We start from the raw sequence: 20,004 nt of genomic DNA on the forward strand, positions 1-20,004 counted from the left end.
GCGGACGGACATATGCGAACGTCGATCGCAGTAGGGAGATGACATGGTCGACCGACCAACGGCCGGACAGGCTCTGGAATGGACGCCGACCCGGTACACGGCCAACGGCGGGGTGGACGTCGCGTTCGATCACCTGCGCGGGTCACGCGGCGAGCCGCTCCTGCTCATCATGGGGCTGGGGACCTCCCGCTTCTGGTGGCCGCCCGGCCTGTGCGAGGCGTTCGCCGACGCGGGTTTCGAGGTCGCCCGGTACGACCAGCGCGACGCCGGCCAGTCCACCCGCATGCCGGCGACTCCTACCGGCAATCCCCTCGCCGCGCTGTTCGGGAAACGCGGAAGTCCGTACACCGCCGAGGACATGACCGACGATGCGATCGCCGTCCTGGACGCCCTCGGCTGGGAGCGGGCGCACGTCTTCGGGCACTCCCTGGGCGGGCAGCTCGCGCAGCGCGTCGCCCTCCGCCACCCCGACCGCGTCCTCAGCCTGACGTCCTCCGCAGCGGTGCCCAGCGACGTGTCCGGGCTGGGCGTGCTGCGCTACCTGCGGTTCGGCCTGCTCGCCAAGCTGGCCCGCATGAAGTTCCCCGAGGGGCGCGAGGGCGACATCGAGGCGGCTCTGGCGGTCTGGCGCGGCATCGCCTCACCCGGCTACCCGTTCGACGAGTCGGCCGCCCGCGCGTGGGTCGAAGCCGAAGTGGACAGCGGGCCGCGTGACAAGAAGGCACAGAGCCGGCAGATCGGCGCCCAGTGGCACGGGCCACGGCTCCGCGAGCTCCACCTGCCGGCTCTGGTCCTGCACGGCGAGCAGGACCAACTCCTGCGAGTCGCCGCCGCACACGCCACCGCGCGGGCCATCGAGGACGCGCGGCTGGTGACCTTCCCCGGCGTGGGCCACGACCTCCCCGCCGCCCTGTGGCCGGACATCGCCCGCGAGGTCCGCGCGACGGCCGACCGGGCCGCACACCGCGAGAACACTGGTGGACCTTGACACTCGCGGCGTTCGTTAAGGCCGGGACACCGGTCATTTGAGGATGTTCACCGCGCGAGCGATGACCAGGGCGACCGCCACGATCGATATCGCCGACTGGGCGAGCATCATCATCTTGGCCCAGCGGGTGAGCGGCATCACATCCGTGGGGCTGAACGCGGTCGCGTTGGTGAAGGACAGGTACAGGTAGTCCAGGAAGGCGGGCTCCCAGTCCGGAGATGCCATCTCCGGAGCCTGCATCTGGGTGAACAGGAAGTCGGGATGTGGCCGGTGTGCGAGGGCTCGCGCCACCGGTCCGCCACGGTCCAGTTCCCAGTACCAGAGGGCGAACACGATGATGTTGGTGCCCCAGATGGACGCACCCGTGGCCAGCAGCGGCCCGGCGTTGTCGCCGGCCGTTCCATTGATCAGCTCGCGTACGAGGATGAACGCCGAGAACGTGTTCGCCACGGTGATGATCGCGATAAGGATGAGACTCGCGCTGCGCAGGACCCGGGACTCCCGGTTGATCCGCCGGGGGTTGGCCGCCACCAGGCCGACTGCCAGAGCCGTCTCAAGGGCGGGCAGCAGATAGCGCGGCTGCAGGGCGAACCGGCGCGGAAGCTCGATCTGCAGCACGATCGCCATGGCGACGGTGATCGTCACCGGAAGCCGCTGTTCTCCCTCGGTGCGACGCAGCCAGGCCGGGAGGTGGACGTCGTCGAAGCAGTCGGGCAGGTGCGCGTCGGTGTGGAGCACCTTTTCCAGGTGCGCGGTCTGGCGGCGCATCACATCGACCAGATACTGCGCTGCGTGATCGGTCGGGGGTCTCTCGCTCATGGGCGCATCTTCCCTGGTAGCGGGTCAGCCAAGGGTAAGCACGACAACGGGCGCATGGTCAGTTCGGCTTTCCCGGTGGCCAGGCCCGTTGATCCGGCTCAGCGGTAGCCGTTGGCGGCGTTGAGAAGTTCCGAGCGCAGGCGGCGGCCGTAGCCCGTCGTCACGCCCAGGCGACGGGCCAGTTCCGTGCCCGGGATGTCCGGCTCGGTGGCAAGGAGGGCCGCCGCGCGCTGGCGGGCGCTGCCCTCGGTCGGGGTGGACGCGTCCATCGGCGGGTCGGGGATCTGCCCGATCTTCGGCTCCACGGCCGGCAGTTCGGGTGGCGGTTCGGGGAGGGAGGGCTCCGGCTCCGGCGGCGTGACCGCGACCGGAGCGGGCGCCGTCCCGGGCTCGCGCCGCACGGCCGACCCGGACCGTACGCCGGGCTCGGGAAGCACGGCGGGCTCAGGCCGTACGGCGGGCTCGGGCCGTACGGCGGGCTCGGGATGCGCTCCAGGGGTGATGGTCGCGGTCAGGGACGGGAGGAGTTCCGCTGGGGCCACCCGGGAGAGCTTGATCGCCAGCCGCTCGTCGGCCGAGGCGTGGCGGCGCCACTTGCGGCCGTGGGCCATCTCCAGCCGTGCGATCTTCGCCCGGCGCTCGGCCTCCAGTTGCAGCGCCCGCCGGTACGACGTGATCTCCCAGAGGATCATCTGGCGGCGTAGCCGGGCCGTGGACAGTGGCGCCAGCAGCCACCGTGAGCGCCGGACCTTCTCCATCCGGCCGCCGTTCACCAGGCCCACGCGGGCGGCCAGGACGTGCCGGGCGTACTCGCAGAACAACACCCACAGCGCCGGCATCGCGGCGTGCGCGACGCGGATCGGGACCGGGCCGCCGGCCTGCCAGTTCAGCCAGATCGTCGCCGCCGTGAAGGCCCACGGGATCAGCCGCATCGACGGCTTGGCCATCCGCCAGTACGACAGCAGCAGGTCGGCGGCGGAGAAGACGAGGATCGCGACGTCGATGGCGACCGGTACGGCCCAGGCCGTGCCACGGAACCATGGGTGCACGTACTCGTACACCGTCTGGAACGAAACGTACATGCCGATCACAGCCAGTGCGAGCATCGCGGCGCCGATCAGGCACACCGCGGTGCGCTCGCCCTTGCCGTCGCCGAGAGCGCGTACCGGGTGCCCGTACCGTTCGCCGTCGCGGTGAGTCACGACCGGAGCCACCTTCCGTTTCGATCCGCCACTGTGGTCGCCCGGCACGATACGCACTTATCACCCAAGGATCGCCCGATTTGTGTATCAACACGTTGAACATCCGTTGCGGCGAGGCAGCGGCATCGGATAGTCAGGCCAGGTGACCACGACCTATGTCGTCCCCGGCCTGGCGGAGCCGGTCGAGATCCTGATCGACCGCTGGGGCGTACCGCACGTGTACGCGGAGTCGCGCGACGACCTGTTCGTCGCGCAGGGGTTCAACGCCGCGCGTGACCGGCTGTTCCAGATCGACTTCTGGCGCCGGCGCGGTCTGGGTCTGCTGTCGGAGGTCTTCGGCGCCGCGTACGTCGAACACGACCGGGCCGCGCGGCTGTTCCTCTACCGGGGCGACATGCACGCGGAGTGGCCGGCGTACGGCTCGGACACCGAGCGGGTGACCGGCGCGTTCGTCCGTGGCGTCAACGCCTTCGTCGCGCTGTGCCGCGGGCAGGAGGAGCACCTTCCGCCGGAGTTCGGCGAACTCGGCTACCTCCCCGCCTTCTGGGAGCCCTCCGACGTCGCGCGGATCCGCAGCCATGGTCTCTTCTACAACCTGGAACAGGAGGTCGCGCGCGCCCTCACGCTGCGGGACCACGGGCCCGGCGTCGAGGACCTGCGCCGCATACGCGAACCCGGCCCGCACGAGCTGCGCGTACCCGAGGGACTCGACCTCGGCCTCATACCCGACGACGTTCTGCGCGTCTATCGCCTCGCCACCGCACCTCCCGGCCTCGGCCCCCGCGGCGGCCTCGACGGCAGCAACAACTGGGTGATCGCCCCGTCCCGTACGGCCACGGGCCGCCCGCTGCTCGCCAACGACCCGCACCGCGCCGTGACCCTGCCCGCGCTGCGCTACATCGCGCACCTGTCCGCGCCCGGCCTGGACGTCATCGGCGCCGGCGAGCCCGCGCTGCCCGGCGTCTCCATCGGCCACAACGGCAAGATCGCTTTCGGGCTGACGATCTTCCCGATCGACCAGGAGGACCTGTACGTCTACCGCACCAACCCGGCCGACCTGCACGAGTACGACTACCGCGGCCGGTGGGAGCCGATGGAGTGCGTCCGCGAGACGATCCCCGTACGCGACGGCGAGGCCGTCGAGGTCGACCTGTGGTTCACCCGCCACGGCCCGGTGATCGACGAGCGCCCGGACCGGAACGCCGCCTTCGCCGTACGCGCCGCGTGGCTGGAGCCGGGCATGGCCCCCTACCTCGGCAGCATGGACTACATGAACGCGGACGGGCCGGACGCGTTCGTGTCCGCGATGAACCGCTGGGGCGCGCCTGGGGAGAACCAGATCTACGCCGCCCCGGACGGCACGATCGGCTGGCGCCCCGCCGGTCTCGTGCCGAAGCGCCCGAACTGGGACGGCACACTGCCGGTGCCCGGTGACGGCCGGTACGAGTGGGACGGCTTCCGCGACATGGACGAGCTGCCGTCCGTACGGGACCCCGAGCAGGGCTGGTTCGCCACCGCCAACCAGCTGAACCTGCCCGGCGGCCACCCGACGCCGCCGGTCACCTACGACTGGTACGCCCCGTACCGCCATGAGCGGATCGCCGAGGAGCTCGGCTCGCGCACCGGCTGGACCGTCGCCGACTGCGTGCGCCTGCAGACCGACTATCTCAGCGGGCCCGCCCGTCGCATCCTGCCGCTGCTGGCGGACGTCGACCCGCAGGGCGACGTACGGGTCGCGGCGGCGCTGGAGCTCCTGCGCGGCTGGGACGCGAGGCTCACGCCGGACTCGGCCGCGGCGGCGCTGTTCGAGATCTGGTTCCGCCGCCACCTGCGGCCCGCCCTCCTCGACGCGGCGCTGGCCGCGCTGGTCCCGCCGGACGAGCGCGCCCGGGCGCTCGCCCAGCTCCTCCCGGTCGAGGACCAGTCCACCGACGCGCGCGTCGACCTGGACCTGCTGGTCTCCCCCGGCGATCGCCTCGGTCACGACACCCCCGGCATCCGGCGGCGGATCCTGCGGACGACCCTCGCCGCGGCGATGGCCGATTCCCGCGACCTGCTCGGCGAGGACACCGCCGCCTGGGCGTGGGGCCGGCTGCACCAGGCCGAGCCGCGCCACCCGCTCGCCGCGCGGCTCGGCGACCGCGACTGGACCTCAGCCGATCCGGCGCCGCTCGGCGACCGCGACTGGACCTCGGCCGGCCCGGCGCCGCGCGGCGGCAGCGGCGACACCGTCGGCAGCACCGCGTACACGCCGGACTTTCGCCAGACCGGCGGCGCGACGTTCCGGCTGGTCGTGGACGTCGGCGCGTGGGACGAGTCGGTCGCGATGAACTCCCCGGGCCAGTCCGGCGTCCCCGGCAGCCCGCACCACCACGACCTGTTCGACGCCTGGGCCGCCGACGAGGCCTTCCCGCTGCTCTACACCCGCGAGGCGATCGAGCGGGCGCTGGCCGAGCGCATCGTCCTGGAACCGGGGCATCGGCGCGGGTAGGCCTGGGAGACCTCCTCCGGCTCCCAGGGTTCACAGCCCGCAACAGCCCACGTCCAGCCCTCGTACCCTGTTTCCCGTGCCGTCCTCCCGCCTGCGTCGCGTCGCCGTCCTCGTGCTCGAAGGTGCGAAGCCGCTTGATGTCGGCATCCCCGCGCAGGTGTTCACGACCCGGCCGAGCATGCCGTACGAGGTGCGGGTATGCGGCGCGGCACCCGGGCTCGTGACCGGCGGCGATGGCCTGGCCTACCACGTCGCCCACGGTCTCGACGCGCTCGCGTGGGCCGACATCGTCTTCGTCCCCGGCTATCGCTTCCCGGACCGCGACGACCCGCCACAGGCCGTCGTCGACGCGCTGATCGCCGCACACGATCGAGGTGCACGGCTTGGCGCGATCTCGACGGGCGCCTTCGCGCTCGCCGCCACCGGCCTGCTCGACGGCAGGCGCGCCACGACGCACTGGCACTACACGCGGTCGCTCGCACAGAAGCATCCGCTCGTCCGGGTCGACGAGAACGTCCTGTTCGTCGACGAGGGCAGCGTGCTGACGTCGGCCGGCGCCGCCTCGGGCATCGACCTGTGCCTGCACATCCTGCGCGGCGATCTCGGGGTGGCCGCGTCGAACCACGCGGCCCGGCGCCTCGTCGCGGCCCCCTACCGCAGCGGCGGCCAGGCGCAGTACGTGCCGCGCAGCGTGCCCGAGCCGCTCGGTGAACGGTTCGCCGCCACCCGCGAATGGGCCCTGCACCGGCTCGACGAACCCCTCAGCCTCAAATCCCTCGCCCAGCACGCGGCGGTCTCACCGCGCACGTTCTCGCGGCGCTTCGTCGAGGACACCGGGTACACGCCGATGCAGTGGGTCATGCGCGCCCGCATCGACCTGGCCCGTGAGCTGCTCGAGCGTTCGAAGCGCAGCGTCGAGCAGATCGCGAACGACGTCGGTCTCGGCACCGGCGCGAATCTGCGGAGGCACTTCCAGCACATCCTCGGTACCACCCCCAGCGAGTACCGGCGTACCTTCACCCAGGGCGAGTAGGCCGCCGGCCCGGCGTCTGGCGCGATCCTTTCGAACCATGGCGCTCAGGCCACGGCCACGGCCGGATCCCGCGCGCGAGGCTGGTGACGAACCGAAGGGAGACCACACATGACTCGCATCGCCATCAACGGATTCGGCCGCATCGGACGCAACGTGCTCCGTGCCCTGCTGGACCGCGACAGCAAGCTCGAGGTCGTCGCCGTCAACGACCTCACCGAGCCCGTCACCCTCGCCCGGCTCCTCGCCTACGACACCACGGCCGGGCGGCTCGGCCGTCCGGTGACCGCCGACGGGGACGCCCTCGTCGTCGACGGCCGCCGCATCACGGTGCTCGCCGAGCGGGAGCCGGCGCGGCTGCCGTGGGCCGAGCTCGGCGTCGAGATCGTGCTGGAGGCGACCGGCCGCTTCACCTCCGCCAAGGCCGCCCGCGCCCACCTGGACGCGGGAGCGAACAAGGTCCTCGTCAGCGCGCCGTCGGACGGCGCCGACGTCACGCTCGCGTACGGAGTCAACACGGAGGCGTACGACCCGATCGCGCACACGATCGTCTCGAACGCCTCGTGCACGACCAACGCCCTGGCGCCGCTGGCCGCGGTGCTCGACGAACTCGCCGGCATCGAGCACGGCTTCATGACCACGGTGCACGCCTACACGCAGGAGCAGAACCTGCAGGACGGTCCGCACCGCGACGCCCGCCGCGCCCGTGCCGCCGCGGTCAACATCGTGCCGACCACGACGGGCGCCGCCAAGGCGATCGGCCGTGTGCTGCCCAACCTCGACGGCAAGCTGTCGGGCGACTCGATCCGCGTGCCGGTGCCGGTCGGCTCGATCGTCGAACTCAACACCACCGTCGCCCGCGACGTGACCCGCGACGACGTGCTGGCCGCGTACCACGCCGCCGCGCAGGGCCCGCTCGCCGGCATCCTCGAGTACTCCGACGACCCGCTCGTGTCGTCCGACATCGTCGGCAACCCCGCCTCGTCGATCTTCGACGCGGCCCTCACCCGCGTCGACGGCCGCCACGTCAAGGTGGTCGCCTGGTACGACAACGAGTGGGGCTTCTCCAACCGCGTGATCGACACGCTGGAACTCCTCGCCACACGCTGACCGGTCCCCGAGCCGCCCTTGGAAACCGCTCCCAGCGCGGGTCGAGGGCGGCTCCCCGCACCGGAATACCGCGACCGTCGCGTACGTGACGGGGACCAGCACTTCGCGAGGACGGTCTCGCAGACGTGTCCGTTGATAGGCGGTGACCGGACTCCGGATCCGGTCCCGACCCTCTGGCCGATGTAACGGCCTTATTTCCGTGCCAGATCCGGCTTGGTCGCTTGGGGCCGCCGCTCCGCAAGCTGCACGAACTCGATGACTTTATGGTTGGGATTGTCGGCGTGCCAGGCAATAACGGCGCGGGCGGGCGGCATTCCAGTGAAAGGCACGAAGGTCACGCCTGGGTGCGAGAAATGGCTGGGCATGGCGGTCGTGGTGAGGTACACGCCGCTGCCGTATGCGACGAGGCCAAGGATCTCCTGCTCGGTGCACGCCGGGTTGGTCCGTCTGATCGGCCGTCCGGCGGGTGTGGCGGCTGGGGGCCAGAAGGTCCGCCGCAACTCCGCCGGGAGGGCTTCGGGGGGAGCGATGATCTTCAGCTCCGCAAGATCTTCTATGTCGAGGCTCGGACAGGCGGCCAGCGGATGAGACGAGGCGATGGCGAGCAGCCGAGGGAGTTCGGCGATCACCGAGCCTACGCGCAGGTCTTCCTGTTCCACCGGCCACAGGCAGACCTGTAGATCGATCTCCGCGCGGCGCAGCGGGCCGAACACGTCCGTCAAGGCCAAGTGGATCAGTTGGATCTCGCAATCGGGATACCGCTTGCGGAACGCGACGATGGAAGCATCGAGGGTGCTGCTGAGGGGACCCAGAAAGCCGATGCGCAGCCCTCGGGCGAGGTTGCGGACGTCCGTCATGGCATGGGCCAACTCGAGATATGCGGGCCGAGCGCGTTCCAACAGGCGGGTCCCGAACGCGGTCAACTGCACCCGTCGGCTGGTCCGCTCGAAGAGCCGCCCACCGATCCGGCGCTCCAGCGAGCGCAGCAGTTGGCTGACACGAGGCTGCGACACGTTGAGCCGCTCGGCGGCCCGGCCGAAGTGGAGTTCCTCTGCCAGCGCCAGGAAGGCCTCGATCTCGCCCTGATCCAGGCGGACCCCGTCGGCCCTCGCGTCTTGGATTAGCCCCATTTATTGATCATCGCATGAGTGCCGCTTGATAAGGAACATCCGAATCCATGACTATGAGTCGCGTGGAAATACGGTTGAAACCTGGAGTCGGGGTTATCATCGGTCGTTCCCATCCCGTGATCTCAAGGCTCCGACCTCGCTGTTCAGCGACGTTACCGGTAGTCAGGATACTTGTTTCCGGATGCTGGGAGCCCCCGGCGGTCCATCAAAGCCGCCCATCCGCCGGCGAGGATTGTGCCGGGGCTGGAGGACTGCCCGCAGGACGCTCCCAGGCCAGGGAATGGAGGCCCATCGCGCCCGCGACGGCGAGTGGAGGGGAGCGTTGATTGATCCAGATCCTGCTGGCCGAGTACGTCACGATGCTCCGCCACGCTCTGGTGACACTGCTCGAACTGGAAGACGGTATGACGGTCGTCGCCGAACTAGCCCGCGGAGACGATGTCGTTCCCGCAGCTCTCAAGTACGAGCCGGACATCGCAGTGATCGACATTGACCTGCCCGGCATCGATGGCCTGACCGCAGCCGCCGCGCTACGGAGGCGATTGCCAGAGTGCCGCACCGTCATTCTGGTCGGCGTCGAGAAACCGGCGATCCTCCGGCAGGCTTTCGACGTGCAGGCAGAGGGACTGATCCTCAAAGACGCGTCACCCGCCGAACTCGCTGACGCGATCCGTCAGGTGGCGCGGGGAGAGCAGGTGATCAGCCCCCAGCTCACGGGGACCATGCTGCGTTACTCCGCCAGCCCGCTGACTCCGCGCGAGACGGAGGTGCTGCGGCTTACCGCTGCGGGTGCGGGGGCTTCCGAGATCGCCTCCACGCTGCTTCTGTCGGCCGGCACAGTGCGCAATCATCTGACCTCGGCTCTGACCAAGCTCCGCGCCCGGAACAGGGTCGATGCGGTTCGGATCGCCACGCAGTTCGACTGGATCTGACGTTCGGATGCTCGCGGGCTGACGCCGGCCGGACCGCTTCCCCTCGCGCTGACGCCGACCGGACCGCTTCCCCTCCGGCCGGCCCGCCCCCGGCACCGGGCCGATCCGGATCTCAGCGGGTGGCGCCGGCGGTGGGGCGCAGGCCGGCAAGGGCGCCCGGCCGGTCCTCGGAGACTTGGCCGACCACGCGGCGCTGGCCAAGGCCGCCGCCGGCGCGGACGCGATGTTCGGCCTGTCGGTGCCGTTCGGTTCCGGCGGGGTCGAGGAGGAGGTCGCCCACGGCCGCGTCCTCGTCGACGTCGCCGCCGAGCTCGGCCTCCACCTGATCTACTCGTCCGTACGGGGCGCCGACCGCGTCGTCGACGGCAACGTCGCGCACGCCGACAGCAAACAGCGGATCGAGCGGCACCTCCGCGACCAAGACGTACGCGCGACCGTGCTCGGCCAGTGTCGCCGAGCAGAGGTGGGATTTGCCGGTCGGCTCACCTGAGCCGCCTGGCTACGTGGACTAACGCCAAGGCGAGAACGTCGCAGGGAGCGCGATGGTGGACGTGCCGAGGTCGATGGACTGGGGGCCGTCCTCTGGGGGCCAGAGGTTCTCGTCGTAAAGCTCCGCGCGCAGGCGCATCCGCTCATTGGCGTCGCTGAACGGCCAAATGTGGGTGATCGATGGCGCCCCGTCGAGTGAGGACATCCCGATCGCCAAGGGCGATCGGGGCATTCGACGAGGCAGCGCGCCCCGCCAGCCGGCCAGCGTCGGCGCGAGACCTCCGACTTTCAGCTCGTACGTGCGGATCTCGTAGATCGCGCCATGCTCGCCCGGGGGAAGGATGTCAGCGAAGTCGAAGACCTCATGGGCCCTCATCCTGAACCCACGGACTCCGTTGACGAGGCCGAACGGCACCTTCTTGAGGTACTGGTCGCGGTGATCGGTGAACAGTTCGTCGAGATCCGCGAAGGTGCGGACCATGATCACCTCACCCAGCACTCCGTTCTCCGTGATCCAGACCCCGCGGAGCTCGCCGGGCAGTTCGGGCGAGCCCTTGACGTCGGTCAGGGCGGATGCGATGTTCGCGACCTCCAGCGCTTCACACGAGAGCGTGGTCAGATCCGCGTACATGGTTTCTCCTTGGTCGAGGACGAGGTGGGTGGCAGGCCGGGCCTGAATGCGGCCCGGCCGCGAGCCGGTCGGCCCTTCCAGGCGTCGTAAAAGTTCGGGTCTGCCCGAGCCTCGAACCGGATGCCCCGCACGGACTGGTCCCAGCCCGTGACGGATCCCCACTCGGCCGCCGGGATAAACTGCCCGCTCTCGATGAGGGCGTCCTGCAACCGTCCCAGCACGGCACTGCGCTTCCCGGACCTCGCCGGCCGGGGCCGCCCCGCCTCCAGCCTCGAGCCGACCCGGCGCTCAGCGGGTGGCGCCCGCGGTGGGGCGCAGGCCGATGGGCGGTAGGTACTCCCGTACGAGATGGCGGTCCCACCACGCGCCGGTCTCCCGGCGTTCGCGCCAGGTGGTGAAGCGGTACCGGTAGAGCCGGGCGCGGACGACGGCGGGCGGGGTGTCCGGGAAGGGGTTGAGCCGCAGGAGCCGGAGCGTCGCCGGGTCGTTCTCCAGCAGTTTCTCGGCGAAGGGGACGATCCACGGCTCGGCGTACAGGAAGGACAGCCCGGCGAACCACATCATCCAGTCCAGCCGGAGATGGTACGGCGCGAACTGGCGGGGCCGTCGCCGCGGGTCGCCCGGCTTGCCGTTGAACTCGTACTCTCGCCACTCGCTGCCCGGGCCCGGCTCGGGGTCCTCGGTGCCCTCGATCACGACCTCGTACCGGGTCTTGGTGATGCTCCCGAACGCGCCGTACGAGTTGACCAGGTGCAGGGGGTTGAAGCTGGCGTTCATCCGCTGCCGCCGGGAGATCAGGTTCCGGGCCGGCCAGTAGCTGAGCACGACGACCAGCGCCGTGACCGCGATGACCAGCGCCTGGTGCCAGACCGGCTCGGCGGTGGGCCGGGGAAGGCCCGGCAGCCCCAGCGCCCGCCAGTCCACGACGGAGGTCGCCAGGATCGCGGTGATCCAGTTCAGCCAGGCGAAGTTGCCCGACAGGATCAGCCAGAGCTGGGTGACGATGACGATGCCGGCGGCCACGGTCGCGTACGGCTGCGGTGCGAAGAGCCCGAACGGGACGATCAGCTGGGTGACGTGGTTGGCCGCCACCTCGACGCGGTGCAGCGGCTTGGGCAGCCGGTGGAAGTACCAGCTGAGCGGGTTCGGCATCGGCTGGGTCTCGTGGTGGTAGTACAGGCAGGTCAGGTCGCGCCAGCACGGGTCGCCGCGCATCTTGATCAGTCCGGCGCCGAACTCCAGGCGGAACAGCAGCCAGCGCAGCAGCCACAGGATGAGGACGGGCGGGGCGGTGTGCGCGTTGCCGAGGAAGATCGCGAGGAAGCCCGCCTCGCACAGCAGCGACTCCCAGCCGAAGCCGTACCAGACCTGCCCGACGTTGACGATGGACAGGTACAGCAGCCACAGCACCGCCCACAGCAGCATCGTCGCCCACAGCGGCACCACGTCGCCGAGCCCGGCCAGGACAGCGGCGGACAGGCCCGCGCCGCTCCACGCGACGACCGTGAAGAACCGGTCCGAGTAGTGGAACTGGAAGATGCTCGGCGCCCGCCGGAACGACGCCCTGCGCAGGTACGCGGGCACCGGGGTGAGGCCTCTCTCCCCGGCCAGCGCGCGGAACTGGTTCACCGCGCAGAGGAAGCCCACCAGGTAGATCACGGCGATCCCGCGCTGGAAGATCAGCCGGCCGGGCCCGTATCCGGGGTCCGTGAGCCATCGCACGCCTGTCGCACCCCCTCCCCGCACTCCCCGAAGACGCGGCGCAGGGCGACGAGGGCCGCGTGGTGGCCGCACATGCCGTGCACGCCCGGACCCGGCGGCGTGGCGGACGAGCAGAGGTAGACGCTCGGGTCCGGTGTGGCGTACGGGACCCGGGCCAGGGTCGGCCGGAACAGCAGCCGCAGGCGGTCGCAGGCCCCGCCGGCGATGTCACCGCCGACGTTGTTCGGGTTGCGGGCCTCGACCGTGTGCGGTCCGGCCACGGACCGCTGGACGACCAGGTCGCCGAAGCCCGGGGCGAACCGCTCGATCTGCCGCTCGATCGCCTCGGTGAGGTCGCCCGTCCAGCCCCGGGGCACGTGCCCGTACACCCACAGGACGTGGGACCCGTCGGGCGCCCGGGACGGGTCGAACAGGCTCGGCTGGGCCACGATGAGGAACGGCGTGTGCGGCGCCGTGCCGTCGTACGCCGCGCGCAGCGCCGTGCCGATCTCTCCGATCGTCGGGCCGAGGTGGACGGTGCCGGCCCTCTTGCAGGCCTCGGCCCGCCACGGCACCGCGCCGGACAGCGCGTAGTCGATCTTGAAGGCGGCCGGGCCGTGCCGGTAGCGGCGCATCCGGTCGGCGAACCGGTCCGGCAGCCGCCGGCCCGCCAGGGCGGCCAGGTGCTCGGGCATCACGTCGAGAAGGTACGCCCGGGCGGGCGGCAGTTCGTCCAGGGAACGTACGGGATGCCCGGTCTCGATCCGGCCGCCCACGGAGCGCAGGTGGTCGGCCAGGGCGTCGGCGAGGGCCTGCGAGCCGCCCGCGGGGAACGGCCAGCCCACCTCGTGGGCCGCGAGCGCGAACAGCAGCGCGACTCCCCCGGTCGCGGGCGATCCGAGCGGCGCCATGGCGTGCGCGGCCAGCCCGGCGACCAGCCCGCGGGCGTGTTCGTCCCGGAAGAGCCGGGCGAGCAGCGCGGCCGGCGCGGCGGCCCGCGCGCCGAAACGCGCGAGCAGCAGCGGATCCCGCGGCAGGCCGGCGAGCGGGGCGCGCAGCACGTCGGGCGCGAGATCCTCCCAGCGGCCCAGGAACGGCCTGATCAGGCGGTGGTACGTCGCGCCGTCGCGGCCGAGCACCGCCGCGGTCTCCTCGACGGACCGGGCCAGGATCGCGGCCGACCCGTCGGGGAAGGGATGAGCGAGCGGGACCGGCGGCTCGACCCAGGTCACGCCGTGCCGTTCCAGCGGCAGCGCGCGGAACGCGGGCGATCCGACGCCGAGCGGATGCACGGCGGAGCACACGTCGTGCCGGAAACCCGGCAGGGTCAACTCCTCGGTGCGCGTGCCGCCGCCCACCTCCGCCGCCGCCTCGTACACCCGCACCGACAGCCCGGCACGGGCGAGCGTCACGGCCGCCGTCAGTCCGTTCGGCCCTGCGCCCACCACCACCGCGTCGGTTTCGACCATGAACCGTGGGCTGCCCCGATCGCAGATCCTTACACCGGTCTCGGGCCTCCGGCGGCGGACGGGGGGACGCGCCACTCCAGGACGGTGCCGCCGTCCTCGCCGGATTGGATCTCGAAGGTGCCGCCGAGGTCGCGGGCGCGCTCGGCCATGTTGCGCAGCCCGCTGCGGCGGCCGCCCTCGGGGATGCCGACGCCGTCGTCCGCGACCCGCAGGATCAGCTCGTCCCCGACCATGAGGGAGACGCCGACGTGCCGGGCATGGGAATGCCGGGCGGCGTTGGACAGGGCCTCCTGCAGGACCGCGATCACCTGCTCGCCGGTCGCGTCGTCGACCGCGATGTCCAGCGGGCCGTCCAGGCGGACGGCCGGGGCGAAGCCCAGCGTCTCGGCGGCGCTGTCGATGACGCCGTGCACGCGCGTGCGGAGCGTCGGTTCCGTCGTGCTCTGCAGCGCGAAGATCGTCGAGCGGATCCGCCGGATGGTGTCGTCGAGGTCGTCGACCGCTCGCTGGACGCGCACCGCGACGTCCCGCTTCTCGGCGATCTTGATTGCGCTCATGAGCGTCATGGCGGTGGCGAACAGCCGCTGGATGACCGTGTCGTGCAGGTCCTTGGCGATCCGGTCACGGTCCTCCAGGAGGGTGAGGCGCTCCGCGTCGCGGCGGCGCTCGGCCAGCTCCAGCCCGATGGCCGCCTGCGCGGCGAACGGCTCGAGCAGCCGCCGGACCGGCTCTCCGAAGACCTGCTTTCCGGAGGCGTTCACCACCCAGAGAACACCGCGAGCGCCCGCGCCCAGTCCCAGAGGGACGATCAGCGCCGAGCCGGTCAGCACCCCCTCGGGCACGCCGAAGCGTCTCGCCAACGCCTCGACGTCGGTGAGCGCCAGCGGCTCGCCGCTGCGGAACACCCCGCCGGCCGGCGTCCCGTCGACGGGAAACCGCAGCCCGCGCACCTCCTCGGCGTGCCCGCCGGCGACCGTCTCGACGACCAGATCGGTGCCGTCCACGAGCGCCACCACACCCATGTCCCCATCACAGATCTCCCGGGCGCTCGCGGCGACGAGCTCGATCACGTCGCGGAACTCCGTGCCGGACAGCAGCGCCGTCGACACCTCCGCCGACGCCTGCAGCCACCGCTCGCGGCGCCGGGCCTCCTGGTAGAGCCGGGCGTTCTCGATCGCCACGCCGGCCGCGGTGGCGAGCGCGGCCACCACGCTCTCGTCGTCCTCGTCGAATTCCCCGCCGCCGGCCTTCTCGGTGAGGTACAGGTTGCCGAAGACCTCGTCCCGGACCCGGATCGGCACGCCCAGGAAGCTGCGCATCGGCGGATGATTCTCCGGGAAGCCGTACGACTCCGGGTGCGCGCTCAGGTCCGGCAGCCGCAGCGAATGCGGCTCCTTGATCAGCAGGCCGAGGACGCCGTGCCCGTGGGGCCAGTGCCCGATCTCGGCGATCTCCTCCTCGCCGACCCCCACGGTGATGAACTGCACGAGCCGCCCGCCGTCGCCGATCACGCCGAGCGCGCCGTACCGGGCGTCGACGAGCGTGGTGGCGGCCTCGACGATGCGGCGCAGGACGGTCCGCAGATCCAGGTCGCTGCCGATCGACACGACCGCCTCGAGCAGCGCGTGCACCCGGTCGCGAGTGGCGAGGACGGCGTCCAGCCGGGTCTGCAGCTCGCCGAGCAGATCGTCCAGGCGCAACTGCGGAAGCGACAGACGGGCGCGGTCGTCTCCAGGCGGTTCCTGCACGTGGACGCTCCTCTCGGAGGTCGTTATCCCCTCTCTATCATCGCTGGTCAGCCGGACCGCTCGGCGGCCTGCTCCTGGCGGGCCTTCGCCTCGGCGATCCGCTCGCGGGCGCTGGCGTGGACCTGGTCCACGTCGATGCCCAGCTTCTCGGCGACGGCCTCCAGCCACGCCTCCGACAGGACGTTCGTCTCGAAGTCGATCTCGGATCGCAGGTCGGACCGCAGCGCCTCGCGGTTCTGGCTGAGCATCACGAACGTCGACAGGAAGATCGCCTCGAGCGACACGATCAGGGTCAGCAGGCCGTACGGGTACGGGTCGAACCGCGCGGGACCGACGCTGTTGACGAGGATCCAGCCGGTGAACCACACCACGTGGATGTAGACGAAGGGCATCGATCCCGAGAAGGCGGTGATCTGATCGGCGACACGGTCCTGGACGCGTCGCCGCCGACGCAACATCGCGAGACGTTCGTTTCGTATGACCTTGGCCTGGTTCGCCTCCACCGCCGAAGCCTCCCACACGCGTCCGGGGCTCTCGCGGGGGGACCTCAGATGCTGCCGGAGAAGGTGTCGCAGCGCGCGGGCGCGCCGGTGTCGTAGCCGGTGGAGAACCAGTGCTGCCGCTGCGCGGCCGTCCCGTGGGTGAAGCTCTCCGGGTCGACGCGCCCCCGTGCGCGCCGCTGGATGCGGTCGTCGCCGACCGCCCCGGCGGCGTCGAGGGCCTCGGCGATGTCGCCCTTGGTGAACGGCTTGTCGAAGAAGCCGGTCTGCACGGCGTGCTTCGCCCAGACGCCGGCGTAGCAGTCCGCCTGCAGCTCCAGGCGCACGGAGCCGCTGGAGGCGCCCTGCCGGTCGTTTCCGACGCGGTCCATCGTGCCGAGCAGGTCCTGGACGTGATGGCCGTACTCGTGCGCGACGACGTACGCCTGCGCGAAGGGACCGCCCTTGGCGCCGAACTTGTCGTGCAACTCCTGGAAGAAGCCCAGGTCGAGGTAGACCTTCTTGTCGCCGGGACAGTAGAACGGCCCCACCTCCGAGCTGGCGGTGCCGCACGCCGTGGCCGTCGAGCCGCTGAACAGCCGCGTGCGCGCCACGGTGTACGTCTGCTTGCCCCGCTCGGCGAACGCCTTCTTCCAGTACGCCTGGACGCTGTTCACCACGCCGACGATCCGGCAGTCGTCGGACTGGTCGGCGTCGGCGCCGGTACGGCACTTCGACGAGAGGCTGCCCGCGGGCGGCGCGCCGCCGGTCCCCCCGCCTCCCCCGCCGATGATGTGCCCCGGGTTGACCCCGAAGATCACCGCGGCGACCAGGGCGATCAGCCCGATCGCGCCGCCGCCGATCGCCATTCCGCCGAAGGGCATGCCCCGGGCGTCCTCGACCTGGGACGCGTCGAGCCCGGCATCGTCGTCGAAGTCCACAGAAGCCTCCCGTACTGGTCCGACGGGTCGATCCCCCGGAGAGACAGAACCTAACAACGCTTGACCGTACGGCGACGCCCGAAGGCTCACCGGTTTTCGGTGAACCTCACCGGTTGTAGAGCCTGCGTGCCCACAGATAACCGACCAGGGCGATGCCCGCGCTCCACACGGCCGCCTCCAGGAAGCTGGACCCGGCCGGACGCCCGGCCAGCAGCGCGCGCAGCGTCTCGATGACAGGGGTGGCCGGCTGGTGCTCGGCGAACCAGCGCAAACCGGCCGGCATCGACTCGGTCGGGACGAAGCCGCTGCCGAGGAACGGCAGCAGCATCAGCGGCATCGGCAGGTTGCTGGCCGTGGCCACGTTCTTGGTGACCATGGCGAGCGCGACCGACAGCCAGGTGATCGCGAAGGTGAACATGGCCAGCACACCGACCACGCCGAGCCAGTCCAGCACCGAGGCCGGCGAGCGGGCCCCGATCAGCAAAGCCACCACGGTCACCATGGCGATCGCGAGGAACGTCTGCACCATCGACCCGAGTACGTGCCCGGTGAGCACCGAGACGCGGGCGATGGCCATGGTCTTGAACCTGGCGATGATGCCCTCGGTCATGTCGGTCGCCACCGAGATCGCGGTCCCCTGTGCGGCCCCGACGATCGTCGTGATCATGATGCCGGGGGTGAGGTAACCAGCGTAGGCGGCGCGGTCGGCGCCGATGCCCGCGCCCATGGTGCCGCCGAAGACGTAGACGAACAGCAGCAGGAACACCACGGGCACGGCCGCGAACGTGAGGATCAGCGTGGGATAGCGCCAGATGTGCTTGACCTGGCGCCGCATCATCGTCGCCGAGTCGGTGATCGCTCTCATCGGGAGGGCTCCTGGGTCGAGGGCTCCTGGGTCAGGGTGAGGAAGACGTCGTCCAGGTCGGGGGTGTGCACCGACAGTTCGGCGACGTCGATGGCGTGCGTGTCCAGCCACTCCAGGAGCTTCCTCAGCGTCCTGACTCCGCCGGAGTCGGGGATCTGGACGGTGAGCGCCGCGTCGTTGCCGGAGGTGGCGCCGACGTGGCCGGCCGCCCTGCGGTACCCGTCGGGGTCGGCGAAGCGTACGACGATGTGGCCGCCGGGGACCATTCGCTTGAGCTCCTCAGGGGTGCCCTCGGCCACCAGCCGGCCCTGGCTGAGCAGCGCGATGCGGTCGGCGAGTTCGTCGGCCTCCTCCAGGTACTGGGTGGTCAGGAAGATGGTCACGCCGTCCTGCTGGACGAGGTCCCGGACGATCTGCCACATGGTGCGGCGGCTGCGCGGGTCCAGGCCCGCGGTCGGTTCGTCGAGGAAGATGAGCCTGGGCGTGCCGACCATGGTCATGGCGAGGTCGAGCCGGCGGCGCATGCCGCCCGAGTAGGTGACCGCGGGCTTGCGCGCGGCGTCGGTGAGGTCGAAGCGCTCCAGCAGTTCGCGGACGCGCCTGCGGCCCTTGGCGCGGCCGAGGTGGAGCAGGTCGGCCATGAGTCGCAGGTTCTCCTCGCCGGTGAGGAGGCCGTCGACCGCGGAGAACTGGCCGGTGACGCCGATCGCGGCACGCACCTTGTCGGGTTCCTTGGCCAGGTCGTGCCCGGCGACCCGGATCTCGCCCGCGTCGGCCTTGATCAGGGTGGACAGGATCTGCACCGTGGTGGTCTTGCCCGCGCCGTTCGGGCCGAGCAGCGAGAAGACGGTGCCCTGCGGGATGGTGAGGTCGATGCCCTCCAGGACGCGGTGGGCGCCGTAGGACTTACGCAGCCCCGTCACCGAGACGAAGGTTCGCATCACGTTCACCCCCGATCCCAGGTGACGGGCAGGCTGTGCACGCCCCAGACGCCGGGGGCGCCCTCGGGCGCGGCCACGCGGGCGATCGGCTGCTCCGCGCGCAGGGCGGTGAGCGAAGGGGCGGGATCGAAGGGACAGGCGGGTGCGCGGTCGAGGGACGGAGTGACCGGCTCATCGCGATAGTACGTATTCATAATAATTGAAAGCTACGTTGCTTTCAGAAATTATGTCAATCAATCGACTCACATAAGTGCAGGCCAGAGCCAATAAATTGATACGTTGACGCTGAAGCTGAATGCAATGAAACATTGCGTTGTGTGGTGCCGAACGCAATAGTGGTGTCATGTCAGAAGGAAGGTTGACCCTGCAGGACCGCCGGCGCATCGCGACCGGCCTCGCCGAAGGCCGCTCCTACGCCGATATCGCCAGGCGGCTGGACCGGCCGACCTCGACGATCAGCCGTGAGGTCGGCCGTAACGGCGGCCCCGGTGACTACCGCCCCGAGCGGGCGCACCAGGCGACGGCGCGGCGGGCGCGGCGCGGCATCCCGGCACGTTCACCCGAGGGCGAACCCCAGGACCGCAAGGTCTTCGAGGTGGAAGAGGGAGCCGTCGAGATGGCGGTCGGGATGGGCCTGCCGAAGATGATGGCGCGCGTGCTCATCGGCCTGTGGCTGAGCGAGGACGGCAGGCTCACTGCGGCCGAGCTGTCGCGCGGGCTGAAAGTCAGTCCCGCCTCGATCTCCATGGCAGTGGGCTACCTGACCCGGCAGGGGCTGATCAGGCGCGAACGTGATCCGCGGCGGCGTCGCGACATCTACGTGGTCGACGACGACGCCTGGTACCACTCCACGGTGATCGGCTCGCGGCAGACGCTCGAGGCGGCGGAGGTCGCGAAGGCGGCGGGGCGGACGCTCGGGCTCGACACGCCCGTGGGACGCCGCCTGGCCAGGGGCGGTGCGTTCCTGGAGCGGATCAGCCTGGACGCTCTGGCGTCGGCCGAACGCTGGCGCGACCTCCCGCCGTGATCAGACCGCAG

Annotated in this window: 19 protein-coding genes; 7 read left to right on the forward strand and 12 right to left on the reverse strand. The window is 70.9% G+C overall.

The genetic code is table 11. The annotated features are described in order from the left end of the window. The first annotated feature begins 43 nt into the window (after nucleotides 1-43). Entirely contained in the window at nucleotides 44-988 is a 945-nt protein-coding gene (locus ACYVF7_RS40275) for an alpha/beta fold hydrolase (protein WP_460351150.1), read from the forward strand. 33 nt (nucleotides 989-1,021) lie between these two features. Here ACYVF7_RS40275 and ACYVF7_RS40280 read toward each other — a convergent pair whose 3' ends face one another. Together ACYVF7_RS40280 and ACYVF7_RS40285 are read right to left on the reverse strand one after the other, a co-directional pair. Next, complete coding sequence (locus ACYVF7_RS40280; RefSeq protein WP_460351152.1) at nucleotides 1,022-1,807, reverse strand: hypothetical protein; 786 nt, start codon at nucleotides 1,805-1,807, stop codon at nucleotides 1,022-1,024. A gap of 98 nt (nucleotides 1,808-1,905) precedes the next feature. Beyond that, on the reverse strand, nucleotides 1,906-3,009 hold the full coding sequence (locus tag ACYVF7_RS40285; protein ID WP_460351154.1) for a DUF2637 domain-containing protein: 1,104 nt from the start codon (nucleotides 3,007-3,009) through the stop codon (nucleotides 1,906-1,908). A gap of 142 nt (nucleotides 3,010-3,151) precedes the next feature. Between ACYVF7_RS40285 and ACYVF7_RS40290 the strand changes: the two genes are divergently transcribed. The 3 genes from ACYVF7_RS40290 to gap all read left to right on the forward strand — a co-directional run bounded on the left by ACYVF7_RS40290 (nucleotide 3,152) and on the right by gap (nucleotide 7,640). Beyond that, nucleotides 3,152-5,500, forward strand: coding sequence for a penicillin acylase family protein (locus ACYVF7_RS40290; protein ID WP_460351156.1), 2,349 nt, complete (start codon nucleotides 3,152-3,154; stop codon nucleotides 5,498-5,500). Between the two features lie 76 nt (nucleotides 5,501-5,576). After that, a complete protein-coding gene (locus ACYVF7_RS40295) occupies nucleotides 5,577-6,533 on the forward strand; it encodes a GlxA family transcriptional regulator (RefSeq protein ID WP_460351158.1) in 957 nt (318 codons plus the stop codon). A gap of 108 nt (nucleotides 6,534-6,641) precedes the next feature. After that, nucleotides 6,642-7,640: a type I glyceraldehyde-3-phosphate dehydrogenase gene (gene gap, locus ACYVF7_RS40300; protein ID WP_460351160.1), complete on the forward strand. Its 999-nt coding sequence runs from the start codon at nucleotides 6,642-6,644 to the stop codon at nucleotides 7,638-7,640. A gap of 191 nt (nucleotides 7,641-7,831) precedes the next feature. Here the strand turns inward: gap and ACYVF7_RS40305 are convergent, their stop codons facing one another. Next, nucleotides 7,832-8,770 carry a LysR family transcriptional regulator gene (locus ACYVF7_RS40305; protein WP_460351162.1) on the reverse strand — a complete coding sequence of 313 codons (939 nt, stop codon included), beginning with the start codon at nucleotides 8,768-8,770 and terminating at the stop codon, nucleotides 7,832-7,834. 326 nt (nucleotides 8,771-9,096) lie between these two features. Here ACYVF7_RS40305 and ACYVF7_RS40310 point away from each other — a divergent pair, with 326 nt between their 5' ends. Continuing rightward, a complete protein-coding gene (locus ACYVF7_RS40310; protein ID WP_460351164.1) occupies nucleotides 9,097-9,702 on the forward strand; it encodes a response regulator transcription factor in 606 nt (201 codons plus the stop codon). A 109-nt stretch (nucleotides 9,703-9,811) separates the two neighbouring features. Then, nucleotides 9,812-10,192 (forward strand): NmrA family NAD(P)-binding protein, encoded by a 381-nt coding sequence (locus tag ACYVF7_RS40315; RefSeq protein WP_460358379.1) that lies wholly within the window; start codon nucleotides 9,812-9,814, stop codon nucleotides 10,190-10,192. Nucleotides 10,193-10,210: 18 nt separating this feature from the next. Here the strand turns inward: ACYVF7_RS40315 and ACYVF7_RS40320 are convergent, their stop codons facing one another. The 9 genes from ACYVF7_RS40320 to ACYVF7_RS40360 form a co-directional block, all read right to left on the reverse strand. Next, nucleotides 10,211-10,822 carry an NIPSNAP family protein gene (locus tag ACYVF7_RS40320; protein WP_460351166.1) on the reverse strand — a complete coding sequence of 204 codons (612 nt, stop codon included), beginning with the start codon at nucleotides 10,820-10,822 and terminating at the stop codon, nucleotides 10,211-10,213. 288 nt (nucleotides 10,823-11,110) lie between these two features. Next, nucleotides 11,111-12,544, reverse strand: a complete 1,434-nt coding sequence (locus ACYVF7_RS40325; RefSeq protein WP_460351168.1) for a lipase maturation factor family protein — start codon at nucleotides 12,542-12,544, stop codon at nucleotides 11,111-11,113. Next, entirely contained in the window at nucleotides 12,502-13,992 is a 1,491-nt protein-coding gene (locus ACYVF7_RS40330) for a phytoene desaturase family protein (RefSeq protein ID WP_460351170.1), read from the reverse strand. The genes ACYVF7_RS40325 and ACYVF7_RS40330 overlap by 43 nt, the downstream gene beginning before the upstream one ends. 29 nt (nucleotides 13,993-14,021) lie before the next feature. Then, nucleotides 14,022-15,740, reverse strand: coding sequence for a sensor histidine kinase (locus ACYVF7_RS40335; protein ID WP_460351172.1), 1,719 nt, complete (start codon nucleotides 15,738-15,740; stop codon nucleotides 14,022-14,024). Between the two features lie 47 nt (nucleotides 15,741-15,787). After that, complete coding sequence (locus ACYVF7_RS40340; protein WP_460351174.1) at nucleotides 15,788-16,243, reverse strand: DUF1003 domain-containing protein; 456 nt, start codon at nucleotides 16,241-16,243, stop codon at nucleotides 15,788-15,790. A gap of 44 nt (nucleotides 16,244-16,287) precedes the next feature. Then, on the reverse strand, nucleotides 16,288-17,160 hold the full coding sequence (gene ypfJ / locus ACYVF7_RS40345; protein WP_460351176.1) for a KPN_02809 family neutral zinc metallopeptidase: 873 nt from the start codon (nucleotides 17,158-17,160) through the stop codon (nucleotides 16,288-16,290). A gap of 106 nt (nucleotides 17,161-17,266) precedes the next feature. Beyond that, nucleotides 17,267-18,025 carry an ABC transporter permease gene (locus tag ACYVF7_RS40350; RefSeq protein ID WP_460351178.1) on the reverse strand — a complete coding sequence of 253 codons (759 nt, stop codon included), beginning with the start codon at nucleotides 18,023-18,025 and terminating at the stop codon, nucleotides 17,267-17,269. Continuing rightward, entirely contained in the window at nucleotides 18,022-18,966 is a 945-nt protein-coding gene (locus ACYVF7_RS40355) for an ATP-binding cassette domain-containing protein (protein ID WP_460351180.1), read from the reverse strand. The genes ACYVF7_RS40350 and ACYVF7_RS40355 overlap by 4 nt, the downstream gene beginning before the upstream one ends. Before the next feature lie 5 nt (nucleotides 18,967-18,971). Then, nucleotides 18,972-19,160, reverse strand: coding sequence for a hypothetical protein (locus ACYVF7_RS40360; RefSeq protein ID WP_460351182.1), 189 nt, complete (start codon nucleotides 19,158-19,160; stop codon nucleotides 18,972-18,974). 149 nt (nucleotides 19,161-19,309) lie between these two features. Between ACYVF7_RS40360 and ACYVF7_RS40365 the strand changes: the two genes are divergently transcribed. Then, the gene (locus tag ACYVF7_RS40365) at nucleotides 19,310-19,993 is read left to right on the forward strand and encodes a helix-turn-helix domain-containing protein (RefSeq protein ID WP_460351184.1); all 684 of its coding nucleotides are present in this window, start codon (nucleotides 19,310-19,312) and stop codon (nucleotides 19,991-19,993) included. The last annotated feature ends 11 nt before the right edge of the window (nucleotides 19,994-20,004 follow it).

The sequence above is a fragment of the Actinoallomurus acanthiterrae genome, from assembly GCF_054775715.1.